Annotated in this window: 15 protein-coding genes; 3 read left to right on the plus strand and 12 right to left on the minus strand. The window is 69.9% G+C overall.

All coding sequences use genetic code 11. The annotated features are described in order from the left end of the window. Positions 1-1,395: 1,395 nt before the first annotated feature. Positions 1,396-1,839: a MarR family transcriptional regulator gene (locus AB0C30_RS44245; RefSeq protein WP_357955476.1), complete on the minus strand. Its 444-nt coding sequence runs from the start codon at positions 1,837-1,839 to the stop codon at positions 1,396-1,398. 89 nt (positions 1,840-1,928) lie between these two features. Between AB0C30_RS44245 and AB0C30_RS44250 the strand changes: the two genes are divergently transcribed. Continuing rightward, positions 1,929-2,312 (plus strand): PPOX class F420-dependent oxidoreductase, encoded by a 384-nt coding sequence (locus AB0C30_RS44250; RefSeq protein WP_357955478.1) that lies wholly within the window; start codon positions 1,929-1,931, stop codon positions 2,310-2,312. Positions 2,313-2,873: 561 nt separating this feature from the next. Here the strand turns inward: AB0C30_RS44250 and AB0C30_RS44255 are convergent. After that, positions 2,874-3,473 carry an HAD family phosphatase gene (locus AB0C30_RS44255; RefSeq protein ID WP_357955480.1) on the minus strand — a complete coding sequence of 200 codons (600 nt, stop codon included), beginning with the start codon at positions 3,471-3,473 and terminating at the stop codon, positions 2,874-2,876. Between the two features lie 31 nt (positions 3,474-3,504). Between AB0C30_RS44255 and AB0C30_RS44260 the strand changes: the two genes are divergently transcribed. After that, on the plus strand, positions 3,505-4,989 hold the full coding sequence (locus tag AB0C30_RS44260) for a glycosyltransferase family 39 protein (RefSeq protein WP_357955482.1): 1,485 nt from the start codon (positions 3,505-3,507) through the stop codon (positions 4,987-4,989). A 91-nt stretch (positions 4,990-5,080) separates the two neighbouring features. On the opposite strand, the gene tyrS is transcribed toward AB0C30_RS44260, so the two are convergent. Continuing rightward, on the minus strand, positions 5,081-6,346 hold the full coding sequence (tyrS, locus tag AB0C30_RS44265) for a tyrosine--tRNA ligase (protein ID WP_357955483.1): 1,266 nt from the start codon (positions 6,344-6,346) through the stop codon (positions 5,081-5,083). Positions 6,347-6,430: 84 nt separating this feature from the next. Here tyrS and AB0C30_RS44270 point away from each other — a divergent pair, with 84 nt between their 5' ends. Beyond that, entirely contained in the window at positions 6,431-6,832 is a 402-nt protein-coding gene (locus tag AB0C30_RS44270) for a PH domain-containing protein (protein WP_357955485.1), read from the plus strand. On the opposite strand, the gene AB0C30_RS44275 is transcribed toward AB0C30_RS44270, so the two are convergent. From AB0C30_RS44275 to argC, 9 genes are read right to left on the minus strand one after another with little or no spacing between them, the layout of a single operon-like run. After that, on the minus strand, positions 6,772-7,551 hold the full coding sequence (locus AB0C30_RS44275) for a DNA-3-methyladenine glycosylase (RefSeq protein ID WP_357955487.1): 780 nt from the start codon (positions 7,549-7,551) through the stop codon (positions 6,772-6,774). The genes AB0C30_RS44270 and AB0C30_RS44275 overlap by 61 nt on opposite strands. Positions 7,552-7,559: 8 nt before the next feature. Beyond that, entirely contained in the window at positions 7,560-8,981 is a 1,422-nt protein-coding gene (gene argH, locus AB0C30_RS44280; protein WP_357955855.1) for an argininosuccinate lyase, read from the minus strand. 32 nt (positions 8,982-9,013) lie between these two features. Then, entirely contained in the window at positions 9,014-10,213 is a 1,200-nt protein-coding gene (locus AB0C30_RS44285; RefSeq protein WP_357955489.1) for an argininosuccinate synthase, read from the minus strand. Between the two features lie 29 nt (positions 10,214-10,242). Then, positions 10,243-10,749, minus strand: a complete 507-nt coding sequence (locus AB0C30_RS44290; protein WP_357955491.1) for an arginine repressor — start codon at positions 10,747-10,749, stop codon at positions 10,243-10,245. Then, entirely contained in the window at positions 10,746-11,717 is a 972-nt protein-coding gene (gene argF, locus AB0C30_RS44295) for an ornithine carbamoyltransferase (protein WP_357955493.1), read from the minus strand. The genes AB0C30_RS44290 and argF overlap by 4 nt, the downstream gene beginning before the upstream one ends. Further along, positions 11,714-12,880 carry an acetylornithine transaminase gene (locus tag AB0C30_RS44300; RefSeq protein WP_357955495.1) on the minus strand — a complete coding sequence of 389 codons (1,167 nt, stop codon included), beginning with the start codon at positions 12,878-12,880 and terminating at the stop codon, positions 11,714-11,716. The genes argF and AB0C30_RS44300 overlap by 4 nt, the downstream gene beginning before the upstream one ends. After that, entirely contained in the window at positions 12,880-13,752 is an 873-nt protein-coding gene (gene argB / locus AB0C30_RS44305) for an acetylglutamate kinase (RefSeq protein WP_357955497.1), read from the minus strand. Before argB ends, AB0C30_RS44300 begins: the two co-directional genes overlap by 1 nt. Then, a complete protein-coding gene (argJ, locus tag AB0C30_RS44310) occupies positions 13,749-14,900 on the minus strand; it encodes a bifunctional glutamate N-acetyltransferase/amino-acid acetyltransferase ArgJ (protein ID WP_357955499.1) in 1,152 nt (383 codons plus the stop codon). The genes argB and argJ overlap by 4 nt, the downstream gene beginning before the upstream one ends. A 55-nt stretch (positions 14,901-14,955) precedes the next feature. Further along, positions 14,956-15,984, minus strand: coding sequence for an N-acetyl-gamma-glutamyl-phosphate reductase (gene argC, locus AB0C30_RS44315; RefSeq protein ID WP_357955501.1), 1,029 nt, complete (start codon positions 15,982-15,984; stop codon positions 14,956-14,958). Positions 15,985-16,153 lie beyond the last annotated feature (169 nt).

A 16,153-nucleotide genomic window follows, 5' to 3' on the forward strand; every position in this document is an offset into this window, starting at 1 on the left:
GCAGACATGACGGGGTTGTGCATCATGCACTGGCTTTTAACACACTGTTGAGTTCTCAAGAAACGGACGCGTACTCCCCAACCTGCGAGAGGCGTTCATTTCGTTGTGTCCTAAGCTTATCCAGCTTGTCAGCTTCGCGTCAAATCGGAGACTTGCTGGAAGCTGCACAAACCGTCTAAGATTGTGCACCCTGCCTCCAGGGCAACCCTCATAACTTACCGTGCCATCCTGGGCTTGTCGAATCAACCGATTTTCCGGTGATCTGAGCGCACCCGAGACGACTCGTGCCAGCGAGCGCATGTAAGCGCCTGGCCGAGTGGCTCGTTTCTCAAGGGGTTCGCCCTGGGGGCCCGTCCGCCTGATCGGCGTCCGGCTCACTCCCGGGGCGAAGAGAAGATTAGGTCGCCGTTCGCCCCACGTCAAATCGGCGTTCACGCCCGCTCTCTAGGTGTCCACGGGACCTCCAGCAAGGCCGGTTCTGATCTGCGCAAACGCCGAGCAGATCGGAGACACGAAGCGTCCAAGCCGCGGCAACTAGCGACATGGCGGGACATATCCCTAGTTTCCTGGAGGGAGATGGCGGGACATGACGAGGCTCGGAACCCATTGCCGATATGCGGATGAGCAAGATGAGCAAGATGAGCTTTGGGGCGGGGCGGGCAACCCTGAGTCCGGTGCACCGTCCGGACCGACAGCGGTCCGGACCGACAGCGGACCGGATAGAGGGCGGGCCGAGCAGAGCTCGCACCGGACAGAACGCGGACCAGATAGAGGGCGAGCTGAGCAGAGGGCGAGCCGGACCGACCACGAAGCGGGCAGAAGGCAGAGAGCGCGGACCGGGAGAGCGGGCGGGGCCTAACGGAGGTGATGTCCCACCCAGGGGTGGGTCAACGATCTCGCCGTGCGTTTCCTACGCGGAGCCACAGGGCTGAGCGGGTGAGAAACGACGCCGCTCTGCGGGACGTCATCCGAACGGCTCGCGGGACAGGCCTCGTGCATGGCTGGGGTGAACAAGTAGACACCCATCAGCGTCAGGTCGCTCTTGCGTGCTGCGGTTTCTCCTCCACGAACGGATCCAGGACCCGACGGATCACGACCGGACGGACCCAGGACCGGACGGACCCAGGACCAGAGGGATGGCGACCGGACGGCGGCCGGACGGATCGCGACTGGACGGACCGGACGGACCGGACGGATCGGACGGATGGCGAGCCGAACAGGAGCGCGGACCGAACAGGTGAACGTGGTACCGCGGGGATGACATCCCACTAAGTGATGATCCACGATCTCGTTACATGGCTTCTACCAGGGATGATCGGGGTCGAGCGGCCGAGAATCCACACCGCGGGACGTCATCACTGCGGAACGCCCGGTGTAGGCGCCGAGGGCAAACCTTCACAGTTGCGAGGATGCCCGGTCGATCGCCGTTCCGCAGCGTCGGAGGAGGGAGCGCAGGGTGTCACGCTCCTCTGCGGTGAGTTCGTCCGCTATCGCCTGCTCTATCCGCACCGCCCGCTCGTCCGCCTCCTCCAGCGCAAGGCGGCCGGCGTCCGTGAGTCGGGTCTCCAGGACATTGCCATGCCATGGGTGCGGCGTACGTTCGACCAGGCCACGTGCCTCGAGGTTTTTCAGCACCACGGTCATCGCCTGCGGGGTCACCAAGCAGGCTCGGGCGAGAGCGGCGGCCGAGATGCCGGGGTTGGCCGCTAATACGTAGAGCGTCGCGTACTGCGGCACCGTCAGCCCCGCGGGCCTGACCGCGACCTGCTTGGCGGCGATCAGTTCCTGCTCGGCTCGCTTGATGTCGAGGCCGAGGCGCTCCTCCGCGGGCATGCCCATGACACGAGATGCTACAAGCAATCTAGCATTGACGACTATCAAAGCTTTGATAATGTGCAGAGCCGTACACCCGAATGAGGAGGCGTCACGTGATTCCTGAGAGCCATCTGGACCTGTTGACCAGGCCGCTGTTCGCGCATCTGGCCACCATCGCGCCAGACGGGAAGCCACATGTGAACCCGGTCTGGACGGTGTGGGACGGCGAGTTCCTGCGCTTCACGACGACCACGGACCGTCAGAAATACCGAAATGTCGCGGCAAATGGGAACCTGGCGGTCTCCATCAACGACCCCGACAAGCCGTACCGGTACCTGGAGATCCGGGCCGTGGTGGACCGGATCGACCCCGACCCGTCGGGCGACTTCTTCGACGTGCTCGCCACCCGCTACGGCCTGCAGTACGACCGGCCGGTGGGCGACGCGGAGCGGCGGGTGGTCATCGTCGCCCGGCCGACACGTACGACCAGCCAGTGACGACAACACATACGACCAACCAGTGAAACGATCAGCGACCAGCCCGTGAAGACCGGGGGCGGCCACCATGGCCCGAGCCGCCGCCGCCCGAGCGGGCCTGGAAGCGCGAGACCGCTGCGGGAAGACAAGACCGCCGCGAGTGAGTGGCGAGAGCTGCGGGGGTGCAAGACGGCTGCGGATGGGCGAGAACCGCGAGTGGGCGAGATGGCCGAGGGTGGGCGAGATGGCCGAAGCTGGGCGAAACCTGCGAGTGGGCGAGACCGCTGCGGGTGAGCGGTGCTGGTCAGGCTCGCCCGCGACCGCCCAGGGCGGGTGACGGCTTGGCCAAGGCCCACGCGAGAGGCAAGCCCGGCGTCCCGCAGACCGGCGCCGCGGCTGTTACTACGCGAACGACGCTGCTCGAACGAATCAAGTGATGTCCCCCCAGCGGTGGGTCAACGATCTTGTTGTTCGTTTCCTACGTGGACGCACAGGGCTGACCGGGTGAGAAACTACACCGCTCTGCGGGACGTCACGCTCAGCGCCGACGGATCGAGACCCACCCGAAGACCCGGTGGACGGTCAAGACCCACCGGAAAGCGTGAGCGCGCGTACCTGCGCCGGCGAGACGAACAGTTCCGCCGCCATCCCCGTCTCCCGAGCCGCGACCACATTGACCTCGTTGTCGTCGAAGAACAGCGCCTCCCCCGGCTCCACTCCCAACCGCTGCGCGCAGATCTCGTACGCGCGCCGGTCCGGCTTCGCCACCCCGATCCGGCACGAGTACGTCAGCGACGCGAACCGGCCCAGCCAGTCACCGTGCCGCGCCTCCCACAGCGGCACCAGGTCCGGAACGATGTTCGACAGCAGCCCGAGCGTCCGTCCCTGATCGGCCAGTTCGTGCACCACTGCGACCATCTCGTCGTCCACGTGGCACCAGCTCTCCAGGTCGGCCGCCATCAGCGCGTCCACGTCGGCGAACCGCGTGCCCAGCCGTCCGGCGACCGCCGCCCAGTAGGCCACGGCGTCCTGACCGGCGTCATAGTCGGGCCGGCACCCCCAGTACGCCTCCCAGAAGCTCTCCCCCGGCACTCCGGCGAGGTCGACGAGGCCCTGTTTGGCGTCAGCGGTCTGAACGCGGGCGATAACTCCGTAAAGGTCAAACACGATCACTTCAGGCATAAATCTGAGCCTATGCGCGTATTCTGCCCCGGTGACCACCGCCTCCACCCTCGCCCCTCCAGCCCGGCCAGTCATACGTTCGCGCACGTCAAGCCCGTGGTGGGTGGCCGGAATCGCCGGAGTCGTGGCGTTCAGCGGCTCGGGATCCGCCTCTCTCAACGGTGACGAGCTGGCCACGATCAGCGCCGCGTCCCGGTCGCTGCCGGGGTTGTGGGAGCTGGCGAGGCACATCGACGGTCATTTCCTGCCGTACTACCTGTTCATGCAGCTCTGGGCGAAGGCCGGGACCGCGGAGCTGTGGCTGCGGCTGCCATCGGCGCTGGCCATCGGGGTCGCCGCGTGGTTCCTGGTGGACCTGGGGCGGCGGGTGCACAGTACGTGGGCGGGGGTGACGGCCGGCCTGCTGTTCGCGGCGCTGCCGTCGGTGTCGTACTACGGCGCCTTCGCCCGCTCGTACGCACCCGCGGCCGCCGCGGTGGTCTTCTCGTTCTGGGCCCTTCACCGCGCCACGCGAGCCCAGGAACAGGAACAGACCACGCGAGCCCAGGAGCAGGCCGAGCGCGCGCCCTGGGTGGTCTATGCGGCGGCGGTGGCGTTGGTGTGCTGCACGCACCTGTTCGCGGTGCTCGTGCTGCCCGCTCAATTGGTCACCGCCGTAGCGCTGCTCCCCCGCCGCGCCGTGCTCCTGAGGTGGGCGCCCGCGGTCGCCGTCGGCTGCCTGCCCGCGCTCGTTCTCGGTCTGGTCGGGTACGGCGAGCGGCATGCGATCAGCTGGATCCCGCAGCGCGGGCCGGAGGTGCTGCTGAAGTTCCCGAAGATGGCGGCGGGGAGCACCGAGGTGGGGGTGGTGCTGTTCGTGGTGGCGCTGGCCGGTGTGGTGCTGCTGCGCAACAGGGCGTGGGCGGGGACGCTGTTGGGCTGGCTGGTGCTGCCGCCCGTCCTGCTGCTGGCCGTGTCGCATCTGGTGACGCCGGTCTATGTGGATCGGTACCTGTTCGTCGCCGCGCCCGCTCTGGCGTTGCTGGCGGGGATCGCGGTTGCGAGTGTTCCGCGTGGAGGGGTGGTGGCCTGCTGCGGGCTGGTGGTGGTCGCCGTGGCGGTGGGCGTACCGCAGCAGGTGGAGGTACGGGAGGCCAACGGGCGCTTCGAGGACTTTCCGTGGGCCGTGCGGAAGGTGGAGGCGCGGCCGGGGGACGCGGTCGTGTTCGGGCAGAGCTCGGTGCGTGCGGGGTTCGACTACTACCGTGACGGGTCGATGCCGGACGACGTGCTGCGGCTGGGGGCCGCTCCGGAGGCGGAGGGGTTCGGCTTTCCTGAGCGCGATGACGTCGCCGCCGCGCTGGCCGATCGAGAGCGGGTCTGGGTCGTGTGGCGCGGGGTCAAGTCCGCCGGGCAGAAGCTGCCGCGGGTTAAGGCCGTACTGGAGGCGGGTTACAAGCAGACCGGGGCCTGGCACTCGGCGGAGACGCCCGGCCTCACCGTGGCCGTGTTCGCCCACAAACAGGCCAGCAAATAGGCCCACAGATAGACCGGGCCCTTCCCACACAACCTGGGAAGGGCCCGCACAACTCACGCGAAAAGCGAAAGGCGAAAAGCGAAAGGCGCGGTCAGCCGACCTCGACGCCGCCGACCGCCTTCTTGCCGCGCCGGAGCACCATGAACCGCCCGTGGAGCAGGTCCGAAGCCTCAGGCACGTACGACTCGTCGGTGATCTTGACGTTGTTGAGGTACGCGCCGCCCTCCTTCACCGCCCGCCTGGCCGCCGACTTCGACTCCACCAGCCCGCTGTCCGCCAGCAGGTCCACGAACGGCGCCCCGAGAGCCGGAACCGTCGCCTTCGGCACCTCGGCCAGCGCCGCGGCCAGCGTCGAGCCCGGCAGCTCCTCGAGCGACCCCTGACCGAACAGCGCCTTGGACGCCGCCACGACCGCCGCCAGTTCGTCGGCGCCGTGGACGAGCGTGGTCAGGTCCTCGGCCAGCGTCCGCTGCGCCTCGCGGGCGAACGGGCGGTCGGCCACCGCCTTCTCCAGCGCCTCGATCTCCTCGCGCTCGCGGAAGGTGAACACCTTCAGGAAGCGCACCACGTCGCGGTCGTCGGCGTTGAGGAAGTACTGGTAGAAGGCGTAGGCCGAGGTCAGCGCGCCGTCGAGCCAGACCGACCCGCCCGCGGTCTTGCCGAACTTGGTGCCGTCGGCCTTGGTGATCAGCTTGCCGGTCAGGGCGTGCACGTGGCCGCCCTCGACGCGCCTGACCAGGTCGACGCCGGCCGTGATGTTGCCCCACTGGTCGCTGCCGCCGACCTGGAGCGTGCAGCCGTTGCGCCGGTAGAGCTCCAGGTAGTCGTTGGCCTGCAGGATCTGGTAGCTGAACTCGGTGTAGCTGAGGCCCTCACCGCCGAGCCGGGCCGCCACCGACTCGCGGGCGAGCATCCGGTTGACGGGGAAGTGCTTGCCGATGTCGCGCAGGAAGCCGATGGCCGACATCTCGGCGGTCCAGTCCAGGTTGCTGACCAGCGCGGCCGAGGTGGGGCTGTCGTCGAAGGTCAGGAACTTCTCCACCTGCACCCGGATCCGGGAGACCCATTCCTCCACGACCTCGGTGGTGTTGAGTACGCGTTCGGTGCTGCGGCCGCTGGGGTCGCCAATCAGGCCGGTGGCGCCGCCGACCAGGCCGATCGGCTTGTGGCCCGCCCGCTGGAAGCGGGTCAGGATCAGCAGCGTGGCCAGGTTGCCCATGTGCAGGGACGGCGCGGTCGGGTCGAAGCCCGCATAGACCGTGATCGGACCTTTCGACAGCGCCGCGCGCAGGGCGTCGATGTCGGTGGTCTGCGCGAGGACGTCGCGCCATTCGAGCTCATCGAGAATGTCGGTCACGGTGCTGGCTTTCCAGGAGACGTCGAGTGGTTACAGAGTGCCCGATCGCGCCGGATGACCGCTACTTGGATAATCTCGGTCGCCATGTGGAAGGTCCGTCGCGAGCTGGCCGTTTTCAAGATCCTAGGGGCTGTGGCGTGTGCCGGTCTCGCCCTGTTCTGGTATGTCCAGGGTGATGTACGCGGGGTGGTGCTGGCGGTGCCGGCCGCCCTGCTGGTGGGGGCCATGGGGCTGCGTGACGTCCTGGTCCCGGTACGGCTGGCGGCCGACGAGAGCGGCGTCACCGTGGTGCACGGCTTCGCCGGGCGGCGGCACGTCCCGTGGGAGGCGATCGAGGACATCCAGGTGGACGTACGCAGGAGGTACGGCCTGCGCAGCGAGATGCTGGAGATCGACACCGGAGACCAGCTGCACATCTTCAGCGCTCACGAGCTGGGTGCCTCCCCGACCGAGGTGGCCGCGGTGTTGCGGCGGCGCGGCGTGTGAGGCCGGAAGGGTGAGACGGTCGGGTCACCGTCGATCCAGAACCGCCACGGGGTGTCCTTGGCGGTCGAGATCCCGGTGCGCGGCCCCGACCTGATCCTGTCCGCCTCTGCGGGCCGCCCGCCGAGCATGGCCACGGTCCCCTTGGGGAGCCCGGTGAGCCACGCCGCGTGTTCGGGCTCATCGCCGCGAGAAGCGTCATGGAAGTGCGGCAGCACAGCCGGTGAGCCCTCCCATACGGCGTCGAGCCCATTGTGCTCGCGCGCCAGCCCGAGGGCGACCGCCAGCCGGGCGGGGCCGCGAGCGAGGTCCCGGTCCGCGATCGGCTTGCGCCCGGAGACGGGCGGTCCGTCGCCGTCTCCTGAGCGGCGCGAGCGGGCCAGGTCGGCCCGCGCCACCACCTCACCGGCCCGCAGCAGCACCGCCGACCCGTGGTCCTCGGGCAGGCACACCAGGTTCGCGCAGAAGTGCATGCCGTAGGTGAAGTACACGTACAGATGCCCAGGTGGCCCGAACATGACCGCGTTCCTGGGGGTCCGTCCCCGGTAGGTGTGGGCCGCCGGATCCTCGCCGGGGCCGCCGTACGCCTCGACCTCGGTGAGCCGGACCGCGACCGGGCCGTGCACGAGCACGCGCCCGAGCAGGTCGGGCGCGACCTCGTGCGACGGCCGGTCGAAGAAGCTGCGCGGCAGGGGCGCCGAATCCAGGGTCCCGGAGTCCATGCCGGAGACTAGGCCCCCGCGGCCCACGCCGCCTGGGCGTCGACCGTCTCGCGCAGCGCGGCGAGCTGGTCGCGGACCCGGTCGGGCGCCGTGCCGCCGTGGGCCTTGCGGGCGGCGAGGGCGCCGGGGACGTTGAGCACGTCGCGGACGTCGGGGGTGAGGTGCGGCGAGACCTTGCCCAGCTCGTCGTCGGTCAGGTCGCCCAGGTCCTTGTCGTTGACCTGGCACCACACCACCAGGTGGCCGACCGCCTCGTGCGCGTCGCGGAACGGCACGCCGCGGCGTACGAGCAGCTCGGCGAGGTCGGTGGCCAGCGCGAAGCCGTCGGGAGCCGACGCCTCCAGGCGCGCGGTGTTGACCCGCATGGTGGCGACCAGGCCGGCCATCGCGGGCAGGACGAGCAGCAGCGTGTCGACCGAGTCGAACACCGGCTCCTTGTCCTCCTGCAGGTCGCGGTTGTAGGTGAGCGGCAGGCCCTTGAGCGTCGTGAGCATCGCCATGAGGTTGCCGATGAGCCGCCCGGACTTGCCGCGGGCGAGCTCGGCGACGTCGGGGTTCTTCTTCTGCGGCATGATCGACGAGCCGGTGGAGTAGGCGTCGTCCATCTCGATCCAGCGGAACTCCTGCGAGGCCCAGAGCACGATCTCCTCGCCGAGCCGCGACAGGTGCACGCCGATCAGGGCCGCGGTGAACAGGAACTCCGCCGCGAAGTCACGGTCGGACACCGCGTCCATGGAGTTGAGCGAGGCGAAGGAGAAGCCCAGCTCTACGGCCACGGCCTCCGGGTCCAGCGGCAGCGACGAGCCGGCCAGCGCGCCGGCGCCGAGCGGCGAGACGGCCGCGCGGCGGTCCCAGTCGGTGACCCGGTCGATGTCGCGGGCAAAGGCGTGCACGTGCGCGAGCAGCTGGTGTCCGAAGGAGACCGGCTGCGCGTGCTGCAGGTGGGTCATGCCGGGCGCGGCCGTGTCGGCGTGCTGCTCGGCCTGGGCCATCAGCGCCGTCTCCAGCTCGACCAGCCGGGAGACGATCGTGCGGGCGTGGTCACGCAGATAGAGGCGCAGATCGGTGGCGATCTGGTCGTTGCGGCTGCGGCCGGCGCGCAGCTTGCCGCCGAGCGAGCCGAGCCGCTCCAGCAGGCCGCGTTCGAGCGCGGTGTGCACGTCCTCGTCGGCGACCGTCGGCCGGAACTCGCCCGCCTTGCAGGCCCGCTCCAGGTCATCGATCGCGCCGATCATGCGTTCGAGCTCGTCGTCGCTCAGCAACCCCGCCTTGTGCAGCACCCGGGCGTGCGCCCTGGACGCCGCCAGGTCGTACGGCACCAGCCGCCAGTCGAAGTGCACGCTCACCGACAGCCGGGTCAGCGCGTCGGCGGGACCCCCTTCGAATCGCCCGCCCCACAGCCGCATCGGCTTGCCATCACTCAACGTCATCTCCTTCTCGTCCCCCGCGACCATAGTGCACATCATCCTTTCTTCGCGTCGCGCGCGGCGGCGATCTTGGAGGGCAGACTGAACAGCTGGACGAAGCCCTTGGCCAGCGACTGGTCGAAAGTGTCGCCGGTGTCGTAGGTGGCCAGCGAGAAGTCGTACAGCGACTGCTCGGAGCGGCGGCCGCTGACGGTGGCCTTGCCGCCGTGCAGAGTCATCCGGATGTCGCCGGTGACGTGCTTCTGGGCCTCGGCGATGAGCGCGTCGAGGGCGTCCTTGAGCGGCGAGAACCACAGGCCGTCGTAGACGAGCTCGCTCCAGCGCTGGTCGACGCCGCGCTTGAAGCGGGCCAGGTCCCGTTCGACGGTGACGTTCTCCAGCTCCATGTGCGCGGTGATCAGCGCGATCGCGCCGGGCGCCTCGTACACCTCGCGCGACTTGATGCCGACGAGCCGGTCCTCGACCATGTCGATCCGGCCGACGCCCTGCGCGCCCGCGCGGGTGTTCAGCTCGTCGATCACCTGGTACGGCGTGAGCGGACGCCCGTCGAGCTTGACCGGGACGCCCTGCTCGAAGGTGATGACCACCTCGTCGGCGTCACGGGGGACGGCCGGGTCGGCGGTGTAGGCGTAGACGTCCTCGGTGGGGCCGTTCCAGATGTCCTCGAGGAAGCCGGTCTCGACGGCCCTGCCCCACAGGTTCTGGTCGATGGAGAACGGGTTCTTCTTGGAGGTCTCGATCGGCAGGCCCCGCTGCTCGGCGTACTCGATCGCCTTGTCGCGGGTCCAGGCGAAGTCGCGGGCCGGGGCGACAACCTGCAGGTCGGGGGCGAGCGCGGCCAGGCCGGCCTCGAACCGTACCTGGTCGTTGCCCTTGCCGGTGCAGCCGTGGGAGACGATCGTGCCGCCGAACTGCTTGGCCGCGCTCACCAGGTGCTTGACGATGAGCGGGCGCGACAGCGACGACAGGAGCGGATAGCGGTCCATGTAGAGGGCGTTGGCCTGCAGCGCGGGAACGCAGAAGTCGGCCGCGAACTCCTCCTTGGCGTCCACGACGACGGATTCGACCGCGCCGCAGTCCATGGCCCGCTTCTGGATCACCTCCATGTCCTCGCCGCCTTGTCCGAGGTCCACGGCGACGGCGATCACCTCGGCGTCCATCTTCTCGGCCAGGAACGGGATCGCGACGGAGGTGTCCAGACCTCCGGAGAAGGCGAGTACCACTCTCTGAGTCATCGGTACCTCCAAAATCTTGGTAAAACGGGCTAAGTACGCCGGGCGGCGACCCTCAGCAAGGCCTCTGCCACGACGCTCCCGCCCTGGGGATCGCGGCTGATCACGAGGATCGTGTCGTCGCCCGCCACCGTGCCGAGGATGGACTCCCAGTCGGCGTGGTCGATGGCCGAGGCCATGAACTGGGCGGCGCCCGGCGGAGTCCTGACGATGACCAGGTTGGCCGACGCCTCGGCGGAGACCAGCAGTTCCTCGGCGATCCGGTGCAGCCGGGCGGCCGGGGACTCGCCGGTGCCCAGCCTGGCCACCCGGATGCGGCCGCCGCCCTCACCGGGCAGCGCGTAGACCAGCGAGCCGTCCTCGGCGCGCAGCTTGAGCGCGCCGAGTTCGTCCAGATCGCGCGAGAGCGTGGCCTGGGTGACCTCCACGCCGCTCTCGGCCAGCAGCTTGGCCAGCTCGGGCTGGGAGCGGACGGCCTGCCGCTGCAGCAGGTCGGTGATCTTCGCCTGCCGCGCGACCTTGGTCATCGGAATGGTCATGCGGGGCTCACCAGCCAGTGGAGCAGCGCCTTCTGGGCGTGCAGGCGGTTCTCGGCCTGGTCCCACACGGCGCTGCGCGGGCCGTCGATCACTTCGGAGGTGATCTCGTAGCCGCGGTAGGCGGGCAGGCAGTGCAGCACGATCGCGTCGTGCGCGGCGTGCTCCATGAGCTCGGAGTTGACCTGGTACGGCATGAGCGCGCGCACCCGCTCGTCCTTGCCGTCCTGGCCCATCGACACCCAGGTGTCGGTGGCGACGATGTGCGAGCCCTGGATCGCGGCGGCCGGATCGGTCAGCGAGATCACCGAGCCGCCGGTCGTCGCGGCGATGGCGGCGGCCTGGTCGAGGATGACGGCGTCCGGCTGGTAGCCGACGGGGGCGCCGATCCGTACGTGCATCCCGGCCGTGGCGCCGCCCAGCAGGTAGGAGTGGGCCATGTTGTTGGCGCCGTCGCCCAGGTAGGTCAGGGTCAGCCCGGCCGTCCTGCCGAACCGTTCGCGGACGGTCAGCAGGTCGGCGAGGATCTGGCAGGGGTGGAACTCGTCGGTCAGCGCGTTGACCACCGGCACGGCGGTGCCCGCGGCCATGCCGTCGAGGCCCGTCTGGGCGCCGGTGCGCCAGACGATCGCGGCGACCTGCCGTTCGAGCACCCTGGCGGTGTCCTCGATCGGCTCGCCCCGGCCCATCTGGGAGCTGCCGCCGTCGATGACCAGCGGGAGCCCGCCCAGCTCGCCGATGCCGACGGCGAAGGAGACTCGGGTCCTGGTCGAGGGCTTGTCGAACAGGACGGCGACGGTCTGCGGCCCTTCGAAGGGGCGGTATCCGTAGCGGTCCTTCTTCATCGCGGCGGCCAGGTCGAGAACGTCGGCCTGCTCGGCGGGCGACAGGTCATCGTCTCTCAGGAAATGCCGGACACGCGCCGCGGCCGCGCCCTGCTCGATCGGCCCCGAGCCCGCACGCGCCGTCATTTCGCCGCCTCGGCGAGGATCCCGGGGAACGCGGCGACGAGCGCGTCGACCTGCTCGGCCGTCACGACCAGCGGCGGCGCGATCCGTACGGCGTCCGGCTGCAGCGCGTTGACCAGGAAGCCCGCCTCGGCCGCCGCCTGCTGCACCTTGCCGGAGACCGGCTCGGCCAGCACGGCGGCCAGCCACAGCCCGCGTCCGCGCACGCCTTTCAGCAGCGGATGAGCGACCGTTTCGAGCCCGGCCCGCAGCCGGGCTCCGGTCGTCCGCACGTGGTCGAGGTCGAGGTTGTCGAGCACGGCCAGCGCCGCGGCGCACGAGACCGGGTTGCCGCCGAAGGTGGAGCCGTGGTCGCCCTTGTCGAACAGCCGGCCCGCGTCGCCGAAGCCGACACACGCCCCGATCGGCAGGCCGCCGCCCAGGCCCTTGGCCAGGGTCAGGATGTCGGGGGTGACGCCGTCGGCCTGGTGGGCGAACCAGTGCCCGGTGCGGCCGATCGCGGACTGGATCTCGTCGGCGACCAGCAGCGCGCCGGTCGAGTCGCAGATCTCGCGGGCCGCCGCGAAGTAGCCGTCGGGCGGCGGGACCACGCCTGCCTCGCCCTGAGTGGGCTCCAGGAACACCGCGATGCAGTCGCCGGTCACGGCCTCCTTGAGGGCGGTGGCGTCGCCGTACGGGACGAACTGGACCTCTACCGGGAACGGGCCGAACTGGTCGCGGATCGACTTCTTGCCCGTCAGCGAGAGGGCGCCGATCGTGCGGCCGTGGAAACCGTTCTCGGCGGCGACGAAGTAGGTGCGGCCGTCGCGCCTGCCGTACTTGAGCGCGAGCTTGTAGGCGGCCTCGTTGGCCTCGGTGCCGGAGTTGGCGAAGAAGACGCGGCCGGGGGCGTTCAGCAGGCCGAGGAGCCGCTCGGCGAGCAGCACCTCCGGCTCGTGCAGGTAGAGGTTGCTGGTGTGCGCGAGCGTCGCGACCTGCTTGGAGACCGCCTCGACCAGGGCCGGGTGGGCGTGGCCGAGCGAGCTGACGGCGATGCCGCCGACGAAGTCGAGGTATTCCCTGCCGTCGACGTCCCACACGCGGGTGCCCTCGCCTCGTGCCAGGGCGATCGGCGGGACGCCGTAGTTGGGCATGAAGGCTTGTTCGAACCTGTCGCGAAGGTTCATCAGGGCATCACCATGGTTCCGATTCCTTGGTCGGTGAAGATCTCCAGCAGCAGCGAGTGGGAGACCCGGCCGTCGAGAATGTGCGCTTGGGGGACGCCGCCCTGGACCGCCGTCAGGCAGGCCTCCATCTTCGGCTTCATGCCGCTGGACAGTGAGGGCAGCATGGCCTCCAGCTCGGCGCCGTCGAGCTTGTCGATCACGTCGGTGTCGTCGGGCCAGCCGGCGTACAGGCCCTCGACGTCGGTCAGGACGATGAGCTTCTGCGCCTTGAGGGAGACGGCCAGCGCGGCGGCGGCGGTGTCGGCGTTGACGTTGTAGATCTCGCCGTCCTCGCCGCGGGCGACGCTGGAGACGACGGGGACGCGGCCGTTGTCGATCATGGCCTGGACGGCGCCCGGGTCGACCTTGACGATCTCGCCCACCTGGCCGATGTCGACGTGCTCGCCGTCGACGAGCGCGTGCTTGCGCTCGGCGGTGAACAGGTGGGCATCCTCGCCCGACATGCCGACCGCGAGCGGGCCGTGCCTGTTGATCAGGCCGACGACGTCGCGGTTGACCTGGCCGACCAGGACCATCCTGACCACCTGCATGGCCTCGGGCGTGGTGACCCGCAGCCCGGCCGTGAACGTCGACTCGATGCCGAGCCGGTCGAGGTGCTTGCTGATCTGCGGGCCGCCGCCGTGCACCACGACCGGCCGCAGACCGGCGTAGTGCAGGAAGCCGATGTCCTCGGCGAAGCCCTCCATGAGCGATTCCTCGATCATCGCGTTGCCGCCGTACTTGATGACGACGGTCGCGCCGTGGAAGCGGGCCAGCCAGGGCAGGGCCTCGATGAGGGTGTCCGCCTTGGTGTGGGCGGTGATGGTCCTCATGAGGAGTACGCCGAGTTCTCGTGGACGTAGTCCGCGGTCAGGTCGGTGGTGTGGACGGTGGCCGAGTGGGTGCCGGCCGACAGGTCGATGGTGATCGTCACGTCGCGCGGGCGCATGTCCACCTTGTTCCGGTCGTCGCCGACGGCGCCGCCGCGGCAGATCCAGATGCCGTTGATGGCCACGTTCAGCCGGTCGGGCTCGAAGACGGCGTCGGTGGTGCCGACGGCGGCCAGCACGCGGCCCCAGTTGGGGTCCTCGCCGTGGATGGCGCACTTGAGCAGGTTCGAGCGGGAGACGGTGCGGCCGACCTTGACCGCGTCGTCCTCCGACGCCGCGCCGACCACCTCGATGGCGATGGCCTTGGACGCGCCTTCGGCGTCGACCAGCAGCTGCCTGGCCAGGTCGGCGCAGACCTCGGTGACCTTCTGCCCGAACTCCGCCAGGTCCGGCTTGACCCCGGCGGCACCGCTGGCCAGCAGCAGGACGGTGTCGTTGGTGGACATGCAGCCGTCGGCGTCGAGGCGGTCGAAGGTCTTGGAGGTGGCCTCGCGGAGCACGGCGTCGAGCTCTTCCGCGGTCAGGTCGGCGTCGGTGGTGATCACGCAGAGCATGGTGGCCAGGGCCGGGGCGAGCATGCCCGCGCCCTTGGCCATGCCCCCCACCATGTAGCCGTCGGCGCGCTTGAAGGAGATCTTGGAGACGGTGTCGGTGGTGCGGATGGCGTCGGCCGCGGCCAGCCCGCCGTCGCGCGACAGCTGAGCGGCGGCGCGCTCCACCCCGGCCAGCAGCGCGTCCATGGGCAGCCGCTCGCCGATCAGGCCGGTGGAGCAGACCGCGATCTCGCCCGCCGAGTCTTGGAGCACCTCGGCCGCCTTCTCGGCGGTGGCGTGCGTGTCCTGGAAGCCCTCGGGGCCGGTGCAGGCGTTGGCGCCGCCCGAGTTGAGGACGACCGCACGGACCCGGCCGCCGCGCAGGACCTGCTGCGACCACAGGACCGGGGCCGCCTTGACGCGGTTGGCGGTGAAGACACCGGCCGCGGCGTGGTTGGGTCCGTCGTTGATGACCAGGGCCAGGTCACGGGCGTCGCCGGACTTGATGCCCGCGGCGACGCCCGCGGCTCTGAAACCGAGGGGAGCGGTCACGCTCATGCGTTCTCCTCTGCCGGCCGCTGGACTGCTGTGTCGGTTGGTACGCTGCGCTCTCTCACGGAGCAACTCCTGTCAGGGGGAGGCCGAGCTCTTCCGGCAGGCCGAGTGCGAGGTTGACGCTCTGGATCGCGCCTCCGGCCGTGCCCTTGGTGAGGTTGTCGATGGCGATGACGGCGACCACGCGGCCCGCGCGCTCGTCGAGCGTCACCTGCAGGGCGGCGGTGTTGGCGCCGTAGGTCATCGCGGTGGCGGGCCAGGTGCCCTCGGGCAGCAGGTTGACGAACGGCTCCTTGGCCAGCGCGTTCTCGTACGCCTCGCGCACGGCGGCCTTGGTCAGCCCGGGCGCGGCGGGGGCGGAGCAGGTGGCCAGGATGCCGCGGCTCATCGGGGCCAGCGTGGGGGTGAACGACACCCGGACCGGGGTGCCCGCGACGGCGCCGAGCGCCTGCTCCATCTCCGGCGTGTGCCGGTGGACGCCGCCCACGCCGTAGGCGCTGACCGAGCCCATGACCTCGCTGCCGAGCAGGCTGGGCTTGAGCGACCTGCCCGCGCCGCTGGTGCCGCTGGCCGCGACGACGACCACGTCGGGCTCGGCCAGGCCGGCGGCGAAGGCGGGCAGCAGGGCAAGGATGACGGAGGTCGGGTAGCAGCCGGGCACCGCGATGCGCTTGGCGCTCTTGAGCACCTCGCGCTGGCCGGGCAGCTCGGGCAGGCCGTAGGGCCAGGTGCCGGCGTGCTCGCCGCCGTAGAACTCCTGCCAGGCGGCCGGGTCGGCGAGCCGGTGGTCGGCGCCGCAGTCGACGACGACCGTGCTCTCGGGGAGCTGGGCGGCGACGGCGGCGGAGTGGCCGTGCGGCAGGGCCAGGAAGACCACGTCGTGCCCGGCCAGCGTTTCCGGGGTGGTGTCCTCGATGATCCGGTCGGCCAGTTGCGGGAGGTGTGGCTGGTGGGCGCCGAGCGCGCTGCCCGCGCTGGCGGCCGCGGTGAGCGTGCCGATCTCGAGCTCCGGATGCCCGAGCAGCAGGCGCAGAAGCTCACCGCCCGCGTAGCCGCTGGCTCCCGCGATCGCCGCTCTCATTCCCAACCCCCTGCATAATCATGCACCTAAACTCATGTCCTTACTATGACGATGATGCACTCCAGGGCATGAACACGCAAGCTGGGCGCGCCATTGCGCTCACATAGCGAGACGGTTAACCCCCCGTTTCAGCCGGATTTCGCGCTCTAGCGCGACGTACCTACCGGTCGGTACT

Source organism: Nonomuraea sp. NPDC048901 (assembly GCF_040649695.1).
In the GTDB taxonomy this organism is placed as follows: Bacteria; Actinomycetota; Actinomycetes; order Streptosporangiales; family Streptosporangiaceae; genus Nonomuraea.